Origin of the sequence: Tardiphaga sp. 839_C3_N1_4 (genome assembly GCF_051811045.1) — a bacterium.
Taxonomy (GTDB): domain Bacteria; phylum Pseudomonadota; class Alphaproteobacteria; order Rhizobiales; family Xanthobacteraceae; genus Tardiphaga.
This window is the reverse complement of the sequence record NZ_JBPWQD010000001.1, coordinates 5,548,725-5,567,938: the sequence shown is the minus strand read 5'-3', so window position 1 is coordinate 5,567,938 and position 19,214 is coordinate 5,548,725. Positions and strand designations below refer to the sequence as shown.

At 61.1% G+C, this 19,214-nt stretch carries 17 protein-coding genes; 9 read left to right on the top strand and 8 right to left on the bottom strand.

Annotated features, from left to right (window positions below; translation table 11 throughout):
• The first annotated feature begins 81 nt into the window (after positions 1–81).
• The 3 genes from cysT to AB8A38_RS26670 all read left to right on the top strand — a co-directional run bounded on the left by cysT (position 82) and on the right by AB8A38_RS26670 (position 4,087).
• Positions 82–909 carry a sulfate ABC transporter permease subunit CysT gene (gene cysT, locus AB8A38_RS26680; RefSeq protein ID WP_089265424.1) on the top strand — a complete coding sequence of 276 codons (828 nt, stop codon included), beginning with the start codon at positions 82–84 and terminating at the stop codon, positions 907–909.
• Positions 909–1,796 carry a sulfate ABC transporter permease subunit CysW gene (gene cysW, locus AB8A38_RS26675; protein WP_315843290.1) on the top strand — a complete coding sequence of 296 codons (888 nt, stop codon included), beginning with the start codon at positions 909–911 and terminating at the stop codon, positions 1,794–1,796. Before cysT ends, cysW begins: the two co-directional genes overlap by 1 nt.
• A gap of 131 nt (positions 1,797–1,927) precedes the next feature.
• Positions 1,928–4,087: a malate synthase G gene (locus AB8A38_RS26670; protein WP_439087960.1), complete on the top strand. Its 2,160-nt coding sequence runs from the start codon at positions 1,928–1,930 to the stop codon at positions 4,085–4,087.
• A gap of 128 nt (positions 4,088–4,215) precedes the next feature.
• Here the strand turns inward: AB8A38_RS26670 and AB8A38_RS26665 are convergent, their stop codons facing one another.
• On the bottom strand, positions 4,216–4,371 hold the full coding sequence (locus AB8A38_RS26665) for a Thivi_2564 family membrane protein (protein ID WP_086937086.1): 156 nt from the start codon (positions 4,369–4,371) through the stop codon (positions 4,216–4,218).
• A 232-nt stretch (positions 4,372–4,603) separates the two neighbouring features.
• Between AB8A38_RS26665 and AB8A38_RS26660 the strand changes: the two genes are divergently transcribed.
• The gene (locus tag AB8A38_RS26660; RefSeq protein ID WP_439087959.1) at positions 4,604–6,697 is read left to right on the top strand and encodes a methyl-accepting chemotaxis protein; all 2,094 of its coding nucleotides are present in this window, start codon (positions 4,604–4,606) and stop codon (positions 6,695–6,697) included.
• An 86-nt stretch (positions 6,698–6,783) separates the two neighbouring features.
• On the opposite strand, the gene AB8A38_RS26655 is transcribed toward AB8A38_RS26660, so the two are convergent.
• Positions 6,784–6,939 (bottom strand): Thivi_2564 family membrane protein, encoded by a 156-nt coding sequence (locus AB8A38_RS26655; protein WP_439087958.1) that lies wholly within the window; start codon positions 6,937–6,939, stop codon positions 6,784–6,786.
• A 197-nt stretch (positions 6,940–7,136) separates the two neighbouring features.
• Here AB8A38_RS26655 and AB8A38_RS26650 point away from each other — a divergent pair, with 197 nt between their 5' ends.
• Both AB8A38_RS26650 and AB8A38_RS26645 read left to right on the top strand, forming a co-directional pair.
• Positions 7,137–9,230: a methyl-accepting chemotaxis protein gene (locus AB8A38_RS26650; RefSeq protein ID WP_439087957.1), complete on the top strand. Its 2,094-nt coding sequence runs from the start codon at positions 7,137–7,139 to the stop codon at positions 9,228–9,230.
• Between the two features lie 207 nt (positions 9,231–9,437).
• Complete coding sequence (locus AB8A38_RS26645; protein WP_439087956.1) at positions 9,438–11,531, top strand: methyl-accepting chemotaxis protein; 2,094 nt, start codon at positions 9,438–9,440, stop codon at positions 11,529–11,531.
• A gap of 24 nt (positions 11,532–11,555) precedes the next feature.
• On the opposite strand, the gene AB8A38_RS26640 is transcribed toward AB8A38_RS26645, so the two are convergent.
• Together AB8A38_RS26640 and AB8A38_RS26635 are read right to left on the bottom strand one after the other, a co-directional pair.
• The gene (locus AB8A38_RS26640; protein WP_439087955.1) at positions 11,556–12,188 is read right to left on the bottom strand and encodes a DUF2865 domain-containing protein; all 633 of its coding nucleotides are present in this window, start codon (positions 12,186–12,188) and stop codon (positions 11,556–11,558) included.
• Between the two features lie 39 nt (positions 12,189–12,227).
• The gene (locus AB8A38_RS26635; protein ID WP_315843296.1) at positions 12,228–13,019 is read right to left on the bottom strand and encodes a L,D-transpeptidase; all 792 of its coding nucleotides are present in this window, start codon (positions 13,017–13,019) and stop codon (positions 12,228–12,230) included.
• A 235-nt stretch (positions 13,020–13,254) separates the two neighbouring features.
• Here AB8A38_RS26635 and AB8A38_RS26630 point away from each other — a divergent pair, with 235 nt between their 5' ends.
• The 3 genes from AB8A38_RS26630 (at position 13,255) to AB8A38_RS26620 (ending at position 15,383) form a co-directional block, all read left to right on the top strand.
• A complete protein-coding gene (locus AB8A38_RS26630; protein ID WP_315843297.1) occupies positions 13,255–14,364 on the top strand; it encodes an AI-2E family transporter in 1,110 nt (369 codons plus the stop codon).
• Positions 14,365–14,439: 75 nt separating this feature from the next.
• Positions 14,440–14,811 (top strand): DUF883 family protein, encoded by a 372-nt coding sequence (locus AB8A38_RS26625; protein ID WP_175368300.1) that lies wholly within the window; start codon positions 14,440–14,442, stop codon positions 14,809–14,811.
• 92 nt (positions 14,812–14,903) lie between these two features.
• On the top strand, positions 14,904–15,383 hold the full coding sequence (locus tag AB8A38_RS26620; RefSeq protein WP_439087954.1) for a hypothetical protein: 480 nt from the start codon (positions 14,904–14,906) through the stop codon (positions 15,381–15,383).
• Between the two features lie 21 nt (positions 15,384–15,404).
• On the opposite strand, the gene AB8A38_RS26615 is transcribed toward AB8A38_RS26620, so the two are convergent.
• From AB8A38_RS26615 to AB8A38_RS26600, 4 genes are all read right to left on the bottom strand, one after another.
• On the bottom strand, positions 15,405–15,764 hold the full coding sequence (locus AB8A38_RS26615) for a hypothetical protein (RefSeq protein WP_439087953.1): 360 nt from the start codon (positions 15,762–15,764) through the stop codon (positions 15,405–15,407).
• A 376-nt stretch (positions 15,765–16,140) separates the two neighbouring features.
• Positions 16,141–17,367 carry an ABC transporter substrate-binding protein gene (locus tag AB8A38_RS26610; RefSeq protein ID WP_439087952.1) on the bottom strand — a complete coding sequence of 409 codons (1,227 nt, stop codon included), beginning with the start codon at positions 17,365–17,367 and terminating at the stop codon, positions 16,141–16,143.
• Between the two features lie 62 nt (positions 17,368–17,429).
• Complete coding sequence (locus AB8A38_RS26605; RefSeq protein WP_439087951.1) at positions 17,430–17,759, bottom strand: AtuA-related protein; 330 nt, start codon at positions 17,757–17,759, stop codon at positions 17,430–17,432.
• Between the two features lie 2 nt (positions 17,760–17,761).
• Entirely contained in the window at positions 17,762–19,096 is a 1,335-nt protein-coding gene (locus AB8A38_RS26600; protein ID WP_439087950.1) for an acyclic terpene utilization AtuA family protein, read from the bottom strand.
• Between the last annotated feature and the right edge of the window lie 118 nt (positions 19,097–19,214).

Below are 19,214 nucleotides of genomic sequence, written 5' to 3'. Positions count from 1 at the left end.
TGCATTAGACGACCTCCCCGCATTCCCTTTCCGCGCAAATCGTCTAAGAGAGGCCCAGCGGCTTCACACACGGACCTTCCCTTGAGACGTAGCGTCATTCCAGGTTTCGGGCTCTCGCTCGGCATTACGCTCTTTTATCTCGGAGCAATCGTGCTGTTGCCGCTCTGCGCGCTGATCCTGAAAGCCTCGGACGTCGGGCTTGCACAATTATGGGACATACTGTCGTCACCGCGCACGCTGTCGGCCATCCGCGTCACCGTGACGATGGCGCTGGCGGCCACCGCATTCAACGCCATCTACGGCCTGCTGCTCGCCTGGGTGCTGGCGCGCTATCAATTTCCCGGCAAGCGCATTCTCGACGCGCTGGTCGACGTGCCCTTCGCGCTGCCGACCGCCGTGGCCGGCCTCGCGCTGACGGCGCTGTTTTCCAAGAAAGGCTGGTTCGGCGCACCGCTCGATGCACTTGGCATCCAGGTCGCCTACGCACCGCTCGGCATCGCCATCGCGATGGCTTTTACCAGCATTCCCTTTGTGGTGCGCACGGTGCAGCCGGTGATCGAGGATCTCGGCTCCGATGTCGAGGAAGCGGGCCGCTCGCTCGGCGCCAACGATCTGCAAATTCTCTGGCGCGTGATCTTCCCCGCGATCTTTCCGGCGTTCCTCGCCGGCTGCTCGCTGTCCTTCGCGCGCAGCCTCGGCGAATTCGGCGCGGTGATTTTCATCGCCGGCAACCAGCCGATGAAGACCGAGATCGTTGCCCTGCTGACCTATATTCGGCTCGAGGAATACAACTACCAGGCTGCCGCCGCGATTGCCGTGGTGATGCTGGCGATGGCTTTCGCGATGCTGATTGTCACCAACGCGGTGCAGGCCTGGAACCTGCGCTATCTCGGCCGGGGAGATGTGTGATGTCGCATCCGACGAGTGAACGCGCCCATACCGAATGGATGGTGACGCCCGTCGGTGCCGGCCCGGTGACGCGTCGCGTGGTACTTGGCATCGTCGCGATCCTCACATTGCTGTTCCTGATCGCACCGCTGGCTTTGATCTTCAGTTCAGCGCTGTCGCAAGGCATCGGCACGTTTTTCAACAGCCTCACCGAGCCCGGCACGCAGCATGCGATCTTCCTGACTGTCGTCACCGCGCTGATCGCCGTGCCGATCAATATCGTATTCGGTCTCGCCGCGGCGTGGACGGTGACCAAGTTCGTCTTCCCAGGCCGCACGCTCCTCATTTCGCTGATCGAACTGCCCTATTCCATCTCGCCGATCGTCGCCGGCGTCGCCTATATCTTCGTCTACGGCTCGCAAGGCCTGTTCGGCCCGCTGATCGAAGCCATGGGCATCAAGGTGATGTTCGCACTGCCGGCGATCGTGCTCGCCAGCATGTTCGTCACCGCGCCCTTCGTGGCGCGTGAGTTGATCCCGCTCATGCAGGTGCAGGGCACGGATGAGGAAGAGGCCGCCGTCACACTCGGCGCTTCCGGCTTTGCGACCTTCCTACGCGTAACGCTGCCCAACGTTCGCTGGGCGGTGCTCTATGGCGCGATCCTGTGCAATGCACGCGTGATGGGCGAATTTGGCGCCGTCTCCGTCGTCTCCGGCAACATCCGCGGCCAGACCACAACGCTGCCGCTGCAAATTGAACTTCTGTATCAGGACTACAATGTCGCAGGCGCCTTCGCCGCGGCGACGGTGCTGACTGCGGTGGCGCTGCTCACCATCGTGATCAAGGTGGTGCTGGAGCGCCTCTCGCCTGATCATGCGCAGGCCGCGGCCCGGCCACCGGGTCACTGATCCCTTTAGGGGACTTCTCACCGGGTAGCGTTTGGCGCTAAAAGGTCCCATGGGCGCCGCGGTTTGGCGCCGTTTATGCATATACTCCCTGAAATTAGAGCAGAATTGCCGCTTCTCGCGAGAAAGACACCATGAAACGCATCGACGCCCACGGACTGCAGATCGCCCCCGTCCTGTTCGACTTCATCGCCAAGGAAGCCGCCCCCGGGACCGGCATCCAGCCGGATGCGTTCTGGGCCGGCGTCGCCGCTCTCATCAAGGACCTGGGCCCAAAGAACCGCGAACTGCTCAAGGTGCGCGATACGTTGCAGGCCAAGATTGATGCCTGGCATCTGGCCAACAAGGGCGCCTTCGACATGAACGCCTATACGGCGTTCCTCAAGGAAATCGGCTACCTCCTCCCGGAGCCTGCGACCAAGCCGGTCGAGACTGCCAATGTCGATATCGAGATCGGCCAGATCTGCGGCCCGCAGCTCGTGGTGCCGCTCACCAATGCGCGCTACGCGCTGAATGCCGCAAATGCGCGCTGGGGCAGTCTCTACGATGCCTTCTACGGCACCGATGCAATCCCGCATGATCCGTCTGAAGGTGGCAAAGGCTACAACAAGGCACGCGGCGACAAAGTCATCGCCAAGGCAAAAGCATTCCTCGATCAGGCCGCGCCGCTCGCTACCGGCAGCCACACCGATGTCACGGCCTACAGCATCGTTGCGGGGCAGCTCTCGGCCAAGCTCAAGAGCGGCAACCTCACCGCGCTGAAGAACGAATCCCAGCTCGCTGGCTATCTCGGCGAGCTCGCCACCCCGACCTCGATCCTGCTGGTCAATAACGGCCTGCATATCGAAGTGAAGATCGATCGAACCAACACCATTGGCAAGGACGACTCCGCCGGTGTTGCCGACATGATCATGGAGTCGGCCGTCTCGACCATTCTCGACATGGAAGACAGTGTCGCCACCGTGGACGCCGACGACAAGGTGCTGGTCTATCGCAACACGCTGGGCCTGATGAACGGCACGCTCTCGGCCGATTTCGAAAAGGGCGGCAAGACGCTGAAGCGCGCACTCAATGAAGACCGTGCCTACAAGACGATCGACGGCAAGAACCTGACCCTGCATGGCCGCAGCCTGATGCTGATGCGCAATGTCGGTCATCACATGTTTACGGATGCGGTGCTCGACAGCGCCGGCGAAGAAATTCCGGAAGGCCTGCTTGATGCCGCCGTTGCCGGCCTGATCGCAATCCACGACCTCAAGAGCAAGGGTCCAATCCGCAACAGCCGCACCGGCTCGATCTATATCGTCAAGCCGAAGATGCACGGCCCCGATGAAGTGGCGCTGACCTGCGAAATCTTCGCACGCGTCGAGAAGCTGCTGTCGCTGCCCGAGAACACCATGAAGGTCGGCATCATGGATGAGGAACGCCGCACCACGGTGAACCTCAAGGCCTGCATCCAGAATGCATCCAAGCGCATCATGTTCATCAACACCGGCTTCCTCGACCGCACCGGCGACGAGATCCACACGTCGATGGAAGCGGGTCCGATGATCCGCAAGAACGACATGAAGGCGACGCCGTGGATCAAGGCTTATGAAGAATGGAACGTGGATGTCGGTCTGATCGATGGCCTGCCGGGCCATGCCCAGATCGGCAAGGGCATGTGGGCCGCGCCCGACAAGATGGCGGACATGCTGGTGCAGAAGCTCGGCCATCCCCAAGCTGGCGCCACCACCGCATGGGTGCCCTCGCCGACGGCCGCGACGCTGCACGCGTTGCACTATCATCAGATCGATGTCGCGACGCGCCAGAAGGATCTCGCCAAGGGCGGCCCCCGCGGCAAGCTCACCGACATCCTTACTATTCCGGTGTCGCAATCGAACTGGGCGCCCGATGACGTTAAGCAGGAGATCGACAACAACTGCCAGGGCATCCTCGGCTATGTCGTACGCTGGATCGACCAGGGCGTCGGCTGCTCAAAGGTGCCGGACATCCACGGCGTCGGCCTGATGGAAGACCGCGCGACCTTGCGCATCTCCGCGCAGCACCTCGCCAACTGGCTGCATCAGGGCGTCATCACCAAGGATCAGGTGATGGAATCGCTGAAGCGCATGGCTGTGGTGGTGGACGAGCAAAACAAGGGCGACGCGCTGTATCAGAACATGGCGCCCTCGTTCGACGGCGTCGCCTTCAAGGCTGCCTGCGACCTGATCTTCGAGGGACGCACGCAGCCGAACGGCTATACTGAATACATCCTCACGGCGCGCCGCCGCGAGGCGAAGGCGCTGGCTTGATACACTCTTTGTCTCTGTCGTCATGGCCGGGAGAAGCCCGGCATGACGAATGAGAGAATGTCGATCGCATCGGCTGCAAGAAAAAAAGCCCCGGCAAACCGCCGGGGCTTTTTTGTTAGTTCATCTCGCTAGAAAACCGCGATGTATTTCAGCAGCGAGATCACACCGAGAATGATCACGACGACGCGGCAAATCTGCTTCGCGCGGCCGTCGATCGGCAACAGATTGATCAAGTACAGAATGAGAATGACGACCAGAAAAGTGATCAAGACGCCGACGAGCATAGGCATGTCCCCCAATGCGATGAAGTGATAGCGGCCTCGGCAATCGTCTTTGGTTGCGCGCCGCCAATGCAGACCCAACGTGCCCACGGCCGATGAGTTCCATGCCGGGAACAGAAGACGGGCAACTGATTGCTACCATGGGATGCACTCAGCCAAACTTCCATCGCGCGCCGCTAGAAGTAAACATTTACCTCTTCCTGCGACAAATTGTCCACCTGCGTCGGAGAGACCCATGCTGAATCACCTGAGCGTTTCTAAGCTTTTGCAGTCTGTCATTCTGGTAATGGCGGGATGTGTCGTCATCGTTCTTGCGGCTGACGCATGGGACTCGTGGGGGCGCTTGCGTGCCGCCAACCGCATCTCGCTGATTGCGGATGCCTCTGGCCATGTCTTCAAGGCAATGCACAATCTGCGTGCCGAGCGGGCGGCCGCTTTTCGCTCACTGAGTGCCGATGCCGCAGTTGCCCCGGACTATGCGAAATACATTCGCAGCCTGCGCGACGCCGAAGTCCCGGCCATGCGCACGGCCGCCGACCTCCTCGTCCGGGCAGACTTCGACGGCAAGGACACGCTACTTCCCGAATTCAACCGGCTGATGCAGTCGCTGATCTCGCTGCAGGCCGAGTCTTGGGATGCCATGGCAAAGCCGAAGGCCGAGCGGCGCGCGGGTCTCGCTAAGGAATACGACACCAACAACGAGGCGCTGCTACCGAAGCTCGAAGGTATCTCCACCGCACTCGCGGCCGCCGTCAATCACAGCGACGCCGCGGTCGATCAGTTACTGATGATCAAGCAGATGGCTTGGCAGTTACGCGTGGCGTCCGGCGATGCATCGACGATGGTGTCCAGTGCGCTTGCGGTCGGAAAGATCGCTCCAGAGGCAGCGAAGAACTATGCAAAATATGTCGGCCGCATCGAGTCGGCATGGAACGGGCTGGAGGCGGCAACATCTGGCACGAAACTTTCGCCGGAGCTGACAGCCACGCTAGACGCGTCGAAGAAGGCGCTGTTCGATCCTGACTATCTGACGATGCGCGATGCCCTTGTGGCCGCCCTTGCTGCCGGCGAGAAGCCAGCCATGACATCGACTAACTGGAGCCCGTTCTCGGTCGACCGCATGGGCACTGCCGTCACCGTCGCCGAACGCGCGCTGGATGAAGCCAAGACCCAGACCCTGATCCAGATCTCGGTCGCGGAGCGTTCCTTGATCGTGCAGCTGATCCTGTTGACGATGGCAGTCGTGCTGGCCATCGGCGGTATGCTGCTGGTCAGCCGTCGCGTGATTACGCCTCTGCATACCATTCGCGATGCTATGTTGCAGGTGGCCGGCGGCGATCTTGCGGTCGAAGCCGTCTATTCCGACCGGCAGGACGAAATCGGTGCACTGGCCGGCGCACTCGAAACCTTCAAACGTCAGGCCATGGAGAAGGCTGCAATCGAACGGCAGGAGCACACCCGCAATGCCGACGCGGCCAACCGCCAGCAGGCCGTCGAGCGACATATCGCGACGTTTGAATTCCAAATGCAGGACGCCCTCACCGCCCTCGCCAGCGCCTCGGAGCAAATGAACACGACCTCCGACGGCATGCAGACCGTCTCCAGCCGCACCAATGCCCGCATTCAGGTCGCAGCACAGGCATCCGGCGAAGCGTCGATGAACGTTCAGAACGTTGCCTCCGCCTCGGAAGAACTGAGCGCCTCGATAAACGACATCAGCCGGCAGGCCACCCACGCCGCCGGCATCGCCAACCGCGCCGTCAGCCAGGCCCGGCAGACCGACACCACCGTCCAAGGCCTCGCCACGACGGCGAACCGGATCGGCGAAGTGGTAGGCCTCATCAGCGACATCGCCTCGCAGACCAATCTGCTGGCGCTCAACGCAACTATCGAAGCCGCCCGCGCCGGCGAAGCAGGCCGCGGTTTTGCCGTCGTCGCCTCCGAAGTGAAGTCGCTGGCCAGCCAGACGGCCAAGGCCACCGACGACATCTCCGAACAGATCGCAGACATCCAGAAGGTCGCCAACGAGGCGATCCAGGCCATTCAAGGTATCGGCGGCGTGATCGCCGAGGTCAACGAGGTCGCCACCGCGATCGCGGCCGCCGTTGAAGAACAGGGCGCTGCCACGCTGGAAATCACGCGCAGCACCCAGCAAGCGGCGACTGGCACCAAGAACGTGTCGGAGAATATCAGCGGCGTCAGGACCGATGCGGATGCGACGGGCGCGGCGGCACAGGACGTCAAGACCGCGTCGGAAACGCTGTCTGAGCAAACGCGCAAGCTGGGGGCGCAAGTGACGGACTTCCTCGGCAAGATCCGCGCGGCTTGAACAAGCCTCGCGCGATTCACCAACGAGAGCTGACAAATATCAAAAGCCCCGGCAGACCGCCGGGGCTTTTTTGTTAGTTCGTCTCGCTAGAACACCGCGGTGTATTTCAGCAGCGAGATCACGCCGAGAACGATCACAACGACGCGGCAGATCTGCTTGGCGCGGCCCTCGATCGGCAACAGATTGATCAAGTACAGAATGAGAATAACGACGAGAAAAGTGACCAAGACGCCGACGAACATATGTGCATCCCCCAGACTCAATGGAAATAAATAGCAGCCGTGGCCATCGCCAGGCCTCGTCCTTTGCCATGCGGTAAGAACGCCTACGCACCAACCACCTAAAGTAGTCGCACTTCAAGCTTGGCTCACAATACGGGTGCAATCGGAAATATTTACCATTTGAAGCCTTACTAAATCAAATATTTGGGGGATTCATGATGTTCAATCGATTGACCGTTTCCGCATTGCTTCAATCTGTCATCGTGGTCATGGCGCTCTGCGTGGTCGCCGTTCTGGCAACGACAGCCTGGGACTCCTACGGGCGGCTACGTTCAGCCAGCCGCATCTCGGTAATTGCGGACGCCTCCGCGAATGCCTTCAAGGCGATGCATAATCTGCGCACCGACCGCGCATCGACGAACCGGAACCTGAACAACGAGACAGTCATTCAGCCGGACGGAGAAAAATATCTCCGCTCCATTCGCGATTCCGAGATGCCGGCGATGCGAGCAGCGGCTGACCTCATTGCCACCATCGAATTCGCCGATCAAAAGACGCTGCACCCGACGCTGGTCCAGCTGATCGACAAGCTGACCGCTCTGCAAACCGAATCCTGGGACGCGATGAGCAAGCCGAAGGCGTCGCGCCGTGCAGCCCTCGGCAAGGAGTATATGGAGACCACGCAGGCGCTGCTTGAAACACTGGAGAAAGTGTCGGCCCAGCTCGCCGCCGCGGTGAACCACAACGATCCCATGATCGATCAATTACTGTCGATCAAACAGGCGGCTTGGCTGTTGCGCAACACCGCCGGCGAAGGATCCCTCCTCGTCGCGAACGGCCTTGCTGTCGGGCGCGCCACACCTGAGAATAAGCTCGCCTACACCAAGTTTGTTGGCGGCATCGACGCCGCCTGGAATGCCCTGGAATTGTCCGCGTCTGGAATGCAGCTGCCGCCCAACCTGGCTGCAACCATGGCTGCTGCGAAGGTGGCTTATTTCGACCCGCAATATATGGCCCTTCGTGACCGCGTCATGAATGCGCTAGTGAGCGGTGAAAAGCCCGAAATCACCGCGAGCGAATGGACTCCAATCACCGTTGATCGCATGGCCAGTGCGGTTACAGTCGCTGAACGAGCGCTGAATGAAGCAAAAAGCCACACCTTGACGCAGTGGACTGCCGCGCAGCACGCGTTGATCCTGCAACTGGCGCTGCTCGCTGCCGCGCTCGGCGTAGCATTCGGCAGCATGGTTGCCGTCACCCGCCGCGTCATCACCCCACTGCACACCATCCGCGATGCGATGCTGAAAGTCGCCGCAGGCGATCTCGTCGTCGATGCCGGCTATTCCGAACGGAAGGACGAAATCGGCGCGCTCGCCGGCGCTCTGGAGACCTTCAAGCAACAGGCCAAGGAGAAAGCACAGATCGAACAACAGGAGCGTAACCGCAACGCCGACGCGACCCAGCGGCAGCAGGCCATCGAACAGCACATCGGGACCTTCGAGGTCCAGATGCGCGATGCGCTCAACGCGCTCGGTAACGCGTCCGATCAGATGAACACCACATCGGATGGCATGGCGGTCGTGTCCAGCCAGACCAACGCCCGCGTGCAGGTCGCAGCAAAAGCCTCGGGCGAAGCCTCCCTGAACGTGCAGAATGTCGCCTCCGCCGCCGAACAGCTGAGCTCGTCGATCAACGATATCAGCCGGCAGGCCGCGCACGCCGCGGGAATCGCCAGTCGCGCCGTCAATCAGGCGCAGGAAACCGACGGCACCGTCCAAGGCCTCGCCAAGACCGCCAACCGGATCGGCGAGGTGGTCGGATTGATCAACGATATCGCCTCGCAGACCAACCTGCTGGCGCTCAACGCCACTATCGAAGCCGCGCGCGCTGGCGAGGCCGGACGCGGCTTTGCGGTCGTCGCATCGGAAGTGAAGTCACTGGCCAGCCAGACCGCCAAGGCAACCGACGATATTTCGGAGCAGATCGCAGATATCCAGAAGGTCGCCAATGAGGCCATCGAGGCCATCAAGTCGATCGGCGGCATCATCGGCGAAGTCAATGAAGTAGCAACTGCCATCGCCGCGGCCGTCGAAGAACAGGGCGCCGCGACACAAGAGATCACCCGAAGTACGCAGCAGGCCGCCGACGGCACCCGCAATGTGTCGGACAACATCGCTGGCGTTAGCGCCGATGCGGACGCAGCTGGCGCTGCCGCGCAGGATGTGAAGGTAGCCTCCGAAATGCTAGCCACGCAGACGCGCCAGCTCGGCACTCAGGTGACGGATTTCCTCGGCAAGATCCGGGCTGCCTAGGCAGGGCCTCATCAGTCACGTCATCAAGCGCTGACAAGTATCAAAAGCCCCAGCATCGTCGGGGCTTTTTTCGTTGAAGCGTCGCCGGGCACGACAATCTTCTACCTCAAGTAGATTTATCATATATGCATTCATCAAGACGAGCATGAACGTGAATATTTACCAATTGCAGCCTTAAATACCGAAATATTTTTTGGGGGATTCATTGTGCTTCATCGATTGACCGTTTCCGCATTGCTCAAGTCCGTGATCGCCATCATGGCGGTCTGTGTCGTCACATTCCTCGTTCTCAGCGCGTGGGAATCATATGGGCGCCTCAACGTCGCCGGCCGCATGTCGACGATCGCCGAGGCATCCGGCCATGTGTTCAAGGCAATGCACAATCTGCGCACTGACCGGTCCACGACGTTCCGCACGTTGAACGCCGATGTCGTGATCCAGCCCGATACTGAGGCTTATCTGCGCCGTATCCGCGGCGCCGAAATGCCGGCAATGAAAGCGGCAGGAGAATTGCTGGTCACCGCCGACTTCCCCGGCAAGGCGACGCTGGTGCCCGAGTTTAACCGGCTGATGCAGGCATTGATCGCGTTGCAGACCGAATCCTGGGACCAGATGAGCAAGCCGAAGGCCTCGCGCCGCGCGGGCCTCGCCAAGGAATTCCAGGACAATGTCGATTCCGTTCTGGCCATGCTCGAAAAAGTCTCCTCCGCTCTCACCGCCGCCGTAACCCACAACGATCCGGTGATCGATCAGTTGCTGTCGATCAAGCAGATGGCCTGGCTGATGCGCAACACATCGGGCGACGCCTCCGTCATTGTGTCCAACGCACTCGCGGTCAACAAGATCTCGCCGGAACTGCAGCGAAGCTATGTGAAGCTGACGGGCGGTATCGAAACTGGATGGAATGCCCTGGACATCGCATCGTCGGGTACTGAATTGCCACAGGGTCTTGTCTCGGCCCTCGCTGCAGCGAAGGCGTCCTATTTCGACCCACAATATCTGGCGCTGCGCGACCGTCTGATTCAGGCCGTCGCAACCGGCGAGAAACCCGAAATGCCGGCGACGGCCTGGACACCGTTGACCGTGGACAAGATGAGCACGGCTGTGGTCGTCGCCGAACGCGCGCTGGACGAGGCCAAGAACCACAGCATCGCGCAATGGTCCGTCGCGCAACGCTCGCTGATTTTGCAACTGGTGCTGCTGGGTACCGCAATCCTGTTGGCCGTGGGCGCCATAATCACCATCACGCGCCGTGTGACCACGCCACTGCTCACGATCCGCGACGCGATGCTGAAAGTGGCCGGCGGCGATCTCACCGTCGATGCTGGCTATAGCGATCGCCGGGATGAAATCGGCGGGCTGGCCGGTGCGCTGGAGACCTTCAAGAAGCAGGCGATGGAAAAAGCCGAGATCGAGGCGCAGGAACGCCATCGGAATGCCAATGCCAGCCAGCGCCAGCAGGCCGTCGAACAGTATATCGGTATGTTCGAGATCCAGATGCGCGACACGCTGGGCGCCCTTGGCAGTGCGTCGGACCAGATGAACACGACATCCGACGGCATGGCCGCTGTGTCCAGCCAGACCAATGCCCGCGTGCAGGATGCTGCGCGCGCTTCCGGCGAAGCCTCAGTGAATGTGCAGAACGTTGCCGCCGCGGCCGAGGAGCTGAGTGCCTCGATCAACGACATCAGCCGCCAGGCATCGCATGCGGCCGGCATCGCCAGCCGCGCCGTCAGCCAGGCACAGCAGACCGACAATACCGTTCAGGGTCTCGCCCAGACAGCGAACCGGATCGGCGAAGTCGTCGGCCTTATCAACGACATAGCCTCGCAAACCAATCTGCTGGCACTCAATGCCACCATCGAAGCAGCGCGCGCGGGCGAAGCCGGCCGGGGCTTTGCGGTCGTTGCCTCCGAAGTGAAGTCGCTGGCCAGCCAGACGGCGAAGGCGACCGAGGATATTTCCGAACAGATTGCGGATATCCAGAAGGTCGCCAATGAGGCCATCGAAGCCATCAAGTCGATCGGCGGCATTATCGGCGAAGTGAATGAAGTCGCCACCGCGATTGCGGCTGCGGTCGAAGAACAGGGCGCGGCGACGCAGGAAATCACCCGCAGCACCCAGCAGGCGGCCGATGGCACCCGCAACGTGTCCGACAATATCAGCGGCGTCAGCGCTGATGCGGACGCGGCCGGTGCAGCCGCTCAGGATGTGAAGGTGGCATCAGAGACGCTGGCGACGCAGACACGCCAGCTAGGCACTCAGGTGACGGACTTCCTCGGCAAGATCCGAGCGGCCTAAGCGCAATCGATCACGTGGCGCGGATTATTCCCGCGCCACGACCGGCATGCGCTCATACTTCGCCTGCAGCGACGGCGACACCGGCGACATGTTCAGCGATGCGCCGCGTCTGTCAGCGCCGCGGCCCGTGACCATCAATCCGTCGGCACCGGCGACGATGTCGCCCTTGCGCAAGGTCGGATCGTTCTCGAGCTTCACCGGTGCCAAACCGATCTGGTCCTTACCGTTGCAGGTGCAACCGGCCACCAGTTCGGTCCGGTACTTGAATGCATTCGGCAGCTCGGAATAGGGTTTACCGCTCTCAGTCGCAGCTGTGTCGATACTGCTGCCGTAAACAACCTTGGTATCGCTCGCCGGACAGAAATTATTGCACGACGCCGCGCGGCTCTGACCGTCGGTCGCTGATATCGGGAAGTAACGCCCATCGCACGTGCGCACGCAAAAAGCCTGACGCCCGCCGCTTGCTGCACGAGCGCGCTGCTCCTGCACCGGTGGACCTTCATTGCCAAAAGGCAGCGAGACATCCGGGCCGCGACCACGCGCTATCCCGCCGAACAATGCCGAGAAGAAATCCTGTGCCTGCGCTGGGGCGGCACCGAGCATGACAATCGCCGCAACCGCGCCGAGAGCCATCCGTTGTCCTGGAAATCGGGCCATGGGGCCTCCAACGCGGTATCAAAGCGGAATGATCGACTCTCAGTAGAGCGACGACGCCGAAAGGTTCATTGCCTGACGGCCCGGAGCCTGCTGAGCGTCGGCAGGGCGAACCGAGATCGATGTGACGCTGCGCGGCGCTGGAGCCACGCGCGCCTCATAGCGTGGGGCAACCGACTTCGGTAGCACCACAACCTTGGTCCCAACGCTGACGCGGCTGAAAAGGTCCTGCACATCTTCATTGGTCAGGCGGATACAACCCGACGACACGAACTTGCCGATGGTTGACGGATCATTGGTGCCATGGATGCGATAGGCGCTGGAGCCAAGATACATCGCACGGGCACCGAGCGGGTTGCCGGGGCCACCAGCCATGAAGCGCGGCAGATAGGGCTGGCGCGCAATCATTTCCTGCGGCGGATGCCAATCCGGCCATTCCGCCTTGCGTGTGACGGTCTGTGTGCCGGACCAGGTGAATCCTTCGCGGCCAACACCGACGCCATAGCGGATGGCGCGGTTGTTGCCGAGCACATAATAGAGCTGGGTATTGCCCGTATCGATGATCACCGTGCCCGGCGCTTCGCGGGTCATATAGCTGACTTCAGCGCGGCGCAGACGCTCGGGAAGAGCAACATCCATGTTCTCCCGCACCCGCGGCGCAGCCATCACGTCGTCGTCCGGTGGAAACGCGCTTAGCGCAGCCGGTCCATAGTTCATTACCTGCGCCGATGCGCTCGAGATGAATGGCGAAGCTACGATCAGAGCGGCTGTAGCAACGAGCGCCCTTGTGAGACGCAGCGAAAGCGTGCGGTTTCCAGATGATGCCTGTGACATGTGACTGCCCCGTTTGGCGACGCGTCATCGTCGTGATGACCGCAACCAACTGCGCCGAAGCCTCGCGGTTCCCTCCCAGCCGCTGTTCACCGAATGATTTGTCAACCAAGGAACCATCACGAAATCGCGATGGAACTTTTGCGGTATGGTCGTGTTGTAGAGCCCGATCGCATGTCGGCGGTCTGACGCGCGGATGCTGTCTGCGCGAACAAGTGGCGGCATGTCGGGACAGCTCATGAGTGAAGTACGCGCGCTCCCCGAAAAGCCTGCAGGCACGCCGGTGCCCGAGAGCAAGATCGAGCAGCCGCCGGCGTTCCGCCGTGCCGAGGTGGTTGCTTTCACACTGGTATCGCTGCTGGTGATCACCGTGATTACGGTGCTCTATGTCGCCAAGGCATTCTTCCTGCCAATCGTGACAGCCTTCATCATTGGCACCATGCTGTCGCCCGCAGCGAGCTTTCTCGAAAAGCGCCGCATTCCGCGATCCGTCTCGGCAGTCCTGATCGTTATATTGGTGTGCGCCGGGCTTGCCTTCATCGTAGGGCTTATTTCATCCCCGCTGATGGAATGGACGACGCGGCTCCCCGAATTAGGTTCGCTGCTCAAGAACAAGCTGCATGTCTTTGACCGACCGCTGGCGCTCTGGCACCAGATACAGAGCATGTTCGGCAGTGCCGAAACGCTTGCGACAACAAAGTTCGAATTGCCCAAGATCGACTGGGTGCAGCCAACCGTCGAATTCCTGTCGCCAACCCTCACCGAATTCCTGCTGTTCTTCGCCACGCTGGTGCTGTTCATCGCAAGCTGGAAAGATCTGCGCCGCGCGCTGGTCATGAACTTCGCCGATCACGAATGGCGGCTGCGGACGCTGCGCATTCTCAATGCCATAGAGACCAGCCTTGGCGAATATCTGCTGATGGTCACTATGATCAATTTCGGAGTCGGCATTGCCACCGGCGTGATCTGCGCGGCCACCGGTATGCCCAACCCGGCCGGCCTCGGCGCGCTGGCAGCCACGCTCAACTTCTTCCCGATCATCGGCCCTGTCGCCATGTTCGTCATCCTGGTCGCGGTCGGCATCATTTCGTCCGAGACGATCGCCGCAGGCATGATCGCGCCGCTGCTGTTCGTCGGCCTCACCTTCATGGAAGGCCACTTCATCACGCCCACGATCATTGGACGCAAATTGCAACTCAACGCGCTGGCGGTGTTCATCGGGCTGGCGTTCTGGACCTGGCTCTGGGGCCCGATGGGCGGCTTCCTGGCGGCGCCGATCCTGATCGTCGGGCTGATCTTGAAAGAGCATTTGATGCCGATCAATTCGCCGCAGTTGCCGCCGGATTAATCCAGCTCTACTGATGGAACCTACGGTCCAACCGGGCGTTTCTGCATTGGATTTTCAGTATCAGGGGAGCTTCGCATGGCGGATATCGATGGCCTGGATGAACTCAAGAAACTGACCGACAAAGCAACCTATAGCCGCCTTCAGAAGGATCTCACCGCCGTGAAAAACGATGTTGCAGCCCTGACCGAACAGATCACCGACGCGCTTAATGCCTTTACCGGCCAGGCTACTAAACAAGCCCGCCGCGGCGTCAAGCAAGCCCGTGCCGACGCCGAAGACATGATGTCCGACATGCGGGAGCGCGGCAGCGCGGCCTATGATGCTGCGCATGACGCGGCCTATTCACTGGAGGAAACGCTGGAGGACAGCATCACCCAGCGCCCATTGGCCGCCGTCGGACTGGCGCTCGGCCTCGGCGTACTGATCGGGATGGCCTGGCGCCGCTGAGCACATGCGCAGAATTGAGATGTGACGACTGGCGGTGCCCGAGGGTGCCGTCAGTTTTCTTTGTATTTAGAGTTCGGGTTCGGGGGGCTTCCATGCTGAAGGGTATCATCGACGATCTGAAGAACAGCACAGGCAACAGCCTGCGCATGACATCGCTCATGGCACTGGCGGGGTTTGCTGGTTTCGTGGCGCTGTGCTTCCTGTGTGTTGCGGCCTTTATCGCGGTGATGCAGCGCTACGGCGTCATTGAGGCCTGCCTCACCATCGCCGGCATCTTTTTGGTCATCGCGGCGATCTTCGCACAGGTCTATGCGACCAAGCAGAAGCAGGCTCGCGAACGCGCAGCAGCTGCGGCGCGCGCAGCGGCCAGAGCTGCTGCGAATGCGCCGCTGATCGATCCGATGCTGGTGGCGACCGGCATCCAGATCGCGCGCACGCTCGGCCTCAAGAAGGTTATTCCGCTACTAGCCCTGGCCGGCGTCGCACTCGGCTATATGGCCAATCGCAGCAGCGCAACGGCAGAGGATGATACGAATGAAACCGGCGACCCCGATGAGGTCGCCGACGATTGATTTAAATTGTCAGCGTGAAGATCAGGTCACGCAGCGACCCGGCTGCAGCATCTTTGCCATCTCGCTGAGCACACTCACAGGCGGTTCGCAGCCCACCGCCGCACGCTGCGGTTTGGCATTCATGGGGAGAGACCGGATATTGACGGCTTCATTCTTGGTTGGAGCCACAATGGGCGCGACGCCCATCCGCAGAAGGACGGACGTATCCGACAGACCCTGAATGCGGAACGAGAGAGTCTGGCTCTGCTCGTTCTGTGTGGTAATTAGTGATGCCCGGTCGCCCTTGGCAGCCCGGTTGACGCCGCTGGACGCAGACTTGTCTGAATCGGTCAACGTGCCCCGCAGATCGTTGCCGGAAGCATACTGGATGGCACCGAACATGGTCGCTCCGGCGACCATTCCCAAGACCAAGCTGGATACCTTTGACATGTGAGCCTCGCCTGCCCTGCGCCGCGTCGTTGCGTGGCGCTCATGATAGAAACGTGCGTCAAGGCTCTAGGTTCAAGAACGGCGATCACTTAACCGTGTGTTAAATAATTTGACGCCCGCGGGAACGCTTTTCACCCTCGCGCGTCTTCCCGGAAGCCGGTCGTCCCCTGCCCCAATTGACCGGCGACGCGGGGTGGAGCTGTGGTGATGCCAGCTGCACCCCGCATTCTTTTGAGGGATAGGTAAGGCTCTCTCACCCTTCAAGAGAATCGCGGGCAAAGGTATTTCCCTGCCCGCGACGCTCGGTTCATAGAGTTATCTGCTCGGCCTACTTCTTGCTCATCACCATTGGGCATGCACTCGCCGAGAGCGGCGAGAACGCATCTTCGCCCTTCACCGTGGCGAGGATCCTGAATACGTCATAGCTATCGGTGACCTCGGCAGGCTTCTTGACCTCGGCAAGGTACATGTCGTGGACCATCAGATTGTCCGGACGCAGCTTACCGTTGCGCAGGAAGGCATCGTCAAAGGTACGCCCCTGCAGATCCTTGACCACGGCGGCAGGATCCTTGGTATTCGCGGCCTCCACCGACTTGATGTAGTTCAGCGTCGAGGAATAGACACCGGCCTGCATCATGCTCGGCGGCTTGCCCATCTTGGCAGCGTAGCGCTTGGAGAATGCACGCGTGCGGTCGTCCATGTTCCAGTAGAAGCCGGACGTCACCAGCAGGCCTTGCGCGCTCTTCAATCCGACGCTGCGGATGTCATTCACGTCGATCAAGAGCGCAATCATCTTCTGATCACCGCCCATCAAACCGAACTCTTCTGCCTGCTTGATGGCGTTCTGCGTGTCGCTGCCGGCATTGGCGATGGCGATGACCTTGGCGCCCGACGACTTGGCGGTCAGAAGCTGCGAGGAGAAATCTGCCGTGTTGATCGGATGCGGCGCACGGCCAAGCGCCTTGCCGCCGCCCTTCACGGCAACTTCCGTCACGTCACGCTCGAGCGCCTGACCAAAGGCATAATCCGCAACAACGAAGAACCATGTGTCGCCACCGCGCTGAAGCATCGCCTTCCCGGCAACATTGGCCAGCGCGTAAGTATTGTAGGTCCACTGAATGAAGTTCGGCGAACAGAACTTGCCGCTGAGATCCGCCGAACCGCCGGCTGACGTGATAAACATCTTGTTGCGGTCCTTGGCGAAGGTCTGCACGGCGATGCAAACAGACGACACCGGCACGTCGAGAACGACGTCGACACCTTCCTGATCATACCACTGGCGCGCAATATTGCCGCCGACATCGGGCTTGTTGAGATGGTCGGCCTGGATCAGCTCTATCGCCTTGCCGAGCACCTTGCCGCCGCATTCCTCGATCGCGAGCTGCGCTGCCGCTACCGAGCCCTGCCCGCCATTGTCAGCGAACAGACCCGTCATGTCGGACAGCACACCAAACTTCAGTGGAGTATCCGCAGCGGCCCGAACGATCGCCGGAGAAAAAACTGCAGCGCTGACGCCAGTTGCACCGAGGCCAGCCAGGAATGTACGTCGCTTCATCAATAGTCCTCCCGTTTTTGGTTTTTTGGTATGAAAGTATCGTCGTCCTGTTGTGACGAAGATTATGGTGAGCCGGATGACGCTCCTTTGTCCGGCAGATCGAATTCAAGCAGCGCAGAGCTGAATGATTTCCCGTGCGTATCCAGCGCGAGCGATCGCACGACACCGCCACCGAGCGCGCCCGTCAGCACGAAGTTTAGCGCGCCAAGCGCCGGCAGTTCATAGCGCGTGACGGTGCCGGTCACGGTGTCGCCGAAATGCTCCGCGACGCAATCGGCAGTCACATGCTCGGCCAGAAACGCGAAGTCACCCATATCGAAAGCGATGACGGAAATGTTGGACGTGTCGCCCTTATCGCCGCTGCGTGAATGCGCGATCTCATGGAGTTTCATGGTCACGCCTTCATGAATGTGACTGATGACGTCACGACAGTTTCGGGCAGCAAGGCCGAAGCGACGCCGACGATTTCGCGGGCTGATTTCCAGGCCCCGCCGCCGCCGGCAGGTCCGTTGGTGTAGAGCGTCTCGACCTCATTGCCGATCTTCACGGCCTCTGCGAGCGAGTCGGTACGCCCGACGACGCGGCTGCGGACTTCATAGGGATCACGGCCCTCAGCCAAGGCGTCACCATGCAGCGCATTGACGCCGATCAGGTCGAAGCGGCTTTCCGTCATCTTCACGCCGGTGAGCGCGAGGCGTTCGCGCACGATCTCAAGCGCCAGACGCCCGCGCGCCACGGCATTGGCACCAGCATAGGAGATCTCGCCCTCGCCGATATAGCTGTCGAGATAGCCGACGGACGTCTTCAGCAAGCCCGTCTTCGGCGCTCCGCTTCCACCTGTGACGTGGATGCGGTCCGGACCAACCTCCTCGACACGCACCTGCGAGAAATCGGCAACCACGTCCGGCTGGTAATAGCGGGTCGGATCGTGGATCTCGTAGAGCAACTGCTCCGTCACCGTCGCGCGCGTGATCTGGCCGCCCGAGCCCGCGACCTTGGTGACGACGAGATCGCCGTCCTCACGCACCTCGCCGATGGGAAAGCCAAGCCGCGCGAGGCCCTGCACGTCCTTCACGCCGGGATCGGCGAAATAGCCGCCGGTGATCTGGCCGGCACATTCCAGGAGATGGCCGACCATGGTGCCCTTGCCAAGCAAATCCCAGTCATCCATCGCCCAGCCGAATTCATGCACCAGCGGCCCGAGAAACAGCGCCGGGTCAGCCGCGCGGCCGGTGATGACGACATCGGCGCCGCCGGCAAGTGCTTCGGCGATGGGGGCTGCGCCCGTATAGGCATTGGCTGAGATCACGCGGTTACCGAGAGCTTTGACGGAACCGCCTTCGTCCAGCGCGACGTCGGACGCGCGAGCCTGCTCCAGCACATCGTCACCGGTCACGGCTGCGACCTTGAGGCCAGTCAGACCAAGCGCCCTCGCGATTTCACGCGTTGCCTGGGCCGCGGCGACGGGATTCGCCGCCCCCATATTGGTGACGATCTTGACGCCATTCTTCCTGCAGATGGACAGCACCGCCTTCATGCGGTCGGCAAGCAACGGGTCGAAACCGCCTTGCGGATCTTTCAGGCGTTCCTGCTGGGCAAGCGCAATGGTGCGTTCGGCAAGGCACTCGAAGACGAGATAATCGAGGTTGCCGCTTTCGGCGAGTTCGATCGCCGGTTCGATCCGGTCCCCCGAATAGCCGGCACCGGATCCGATCCTGATGGTGCGCACGAGCAGTTCTCCCTGGATCAAACTTGCCTGCAGTCACATTGCGAATAACGCGATCGCCGCATGCCCATCTCCCGATCGCTTTTTGACGGACACGCCACGGCCTGAGCAGGCGATCACG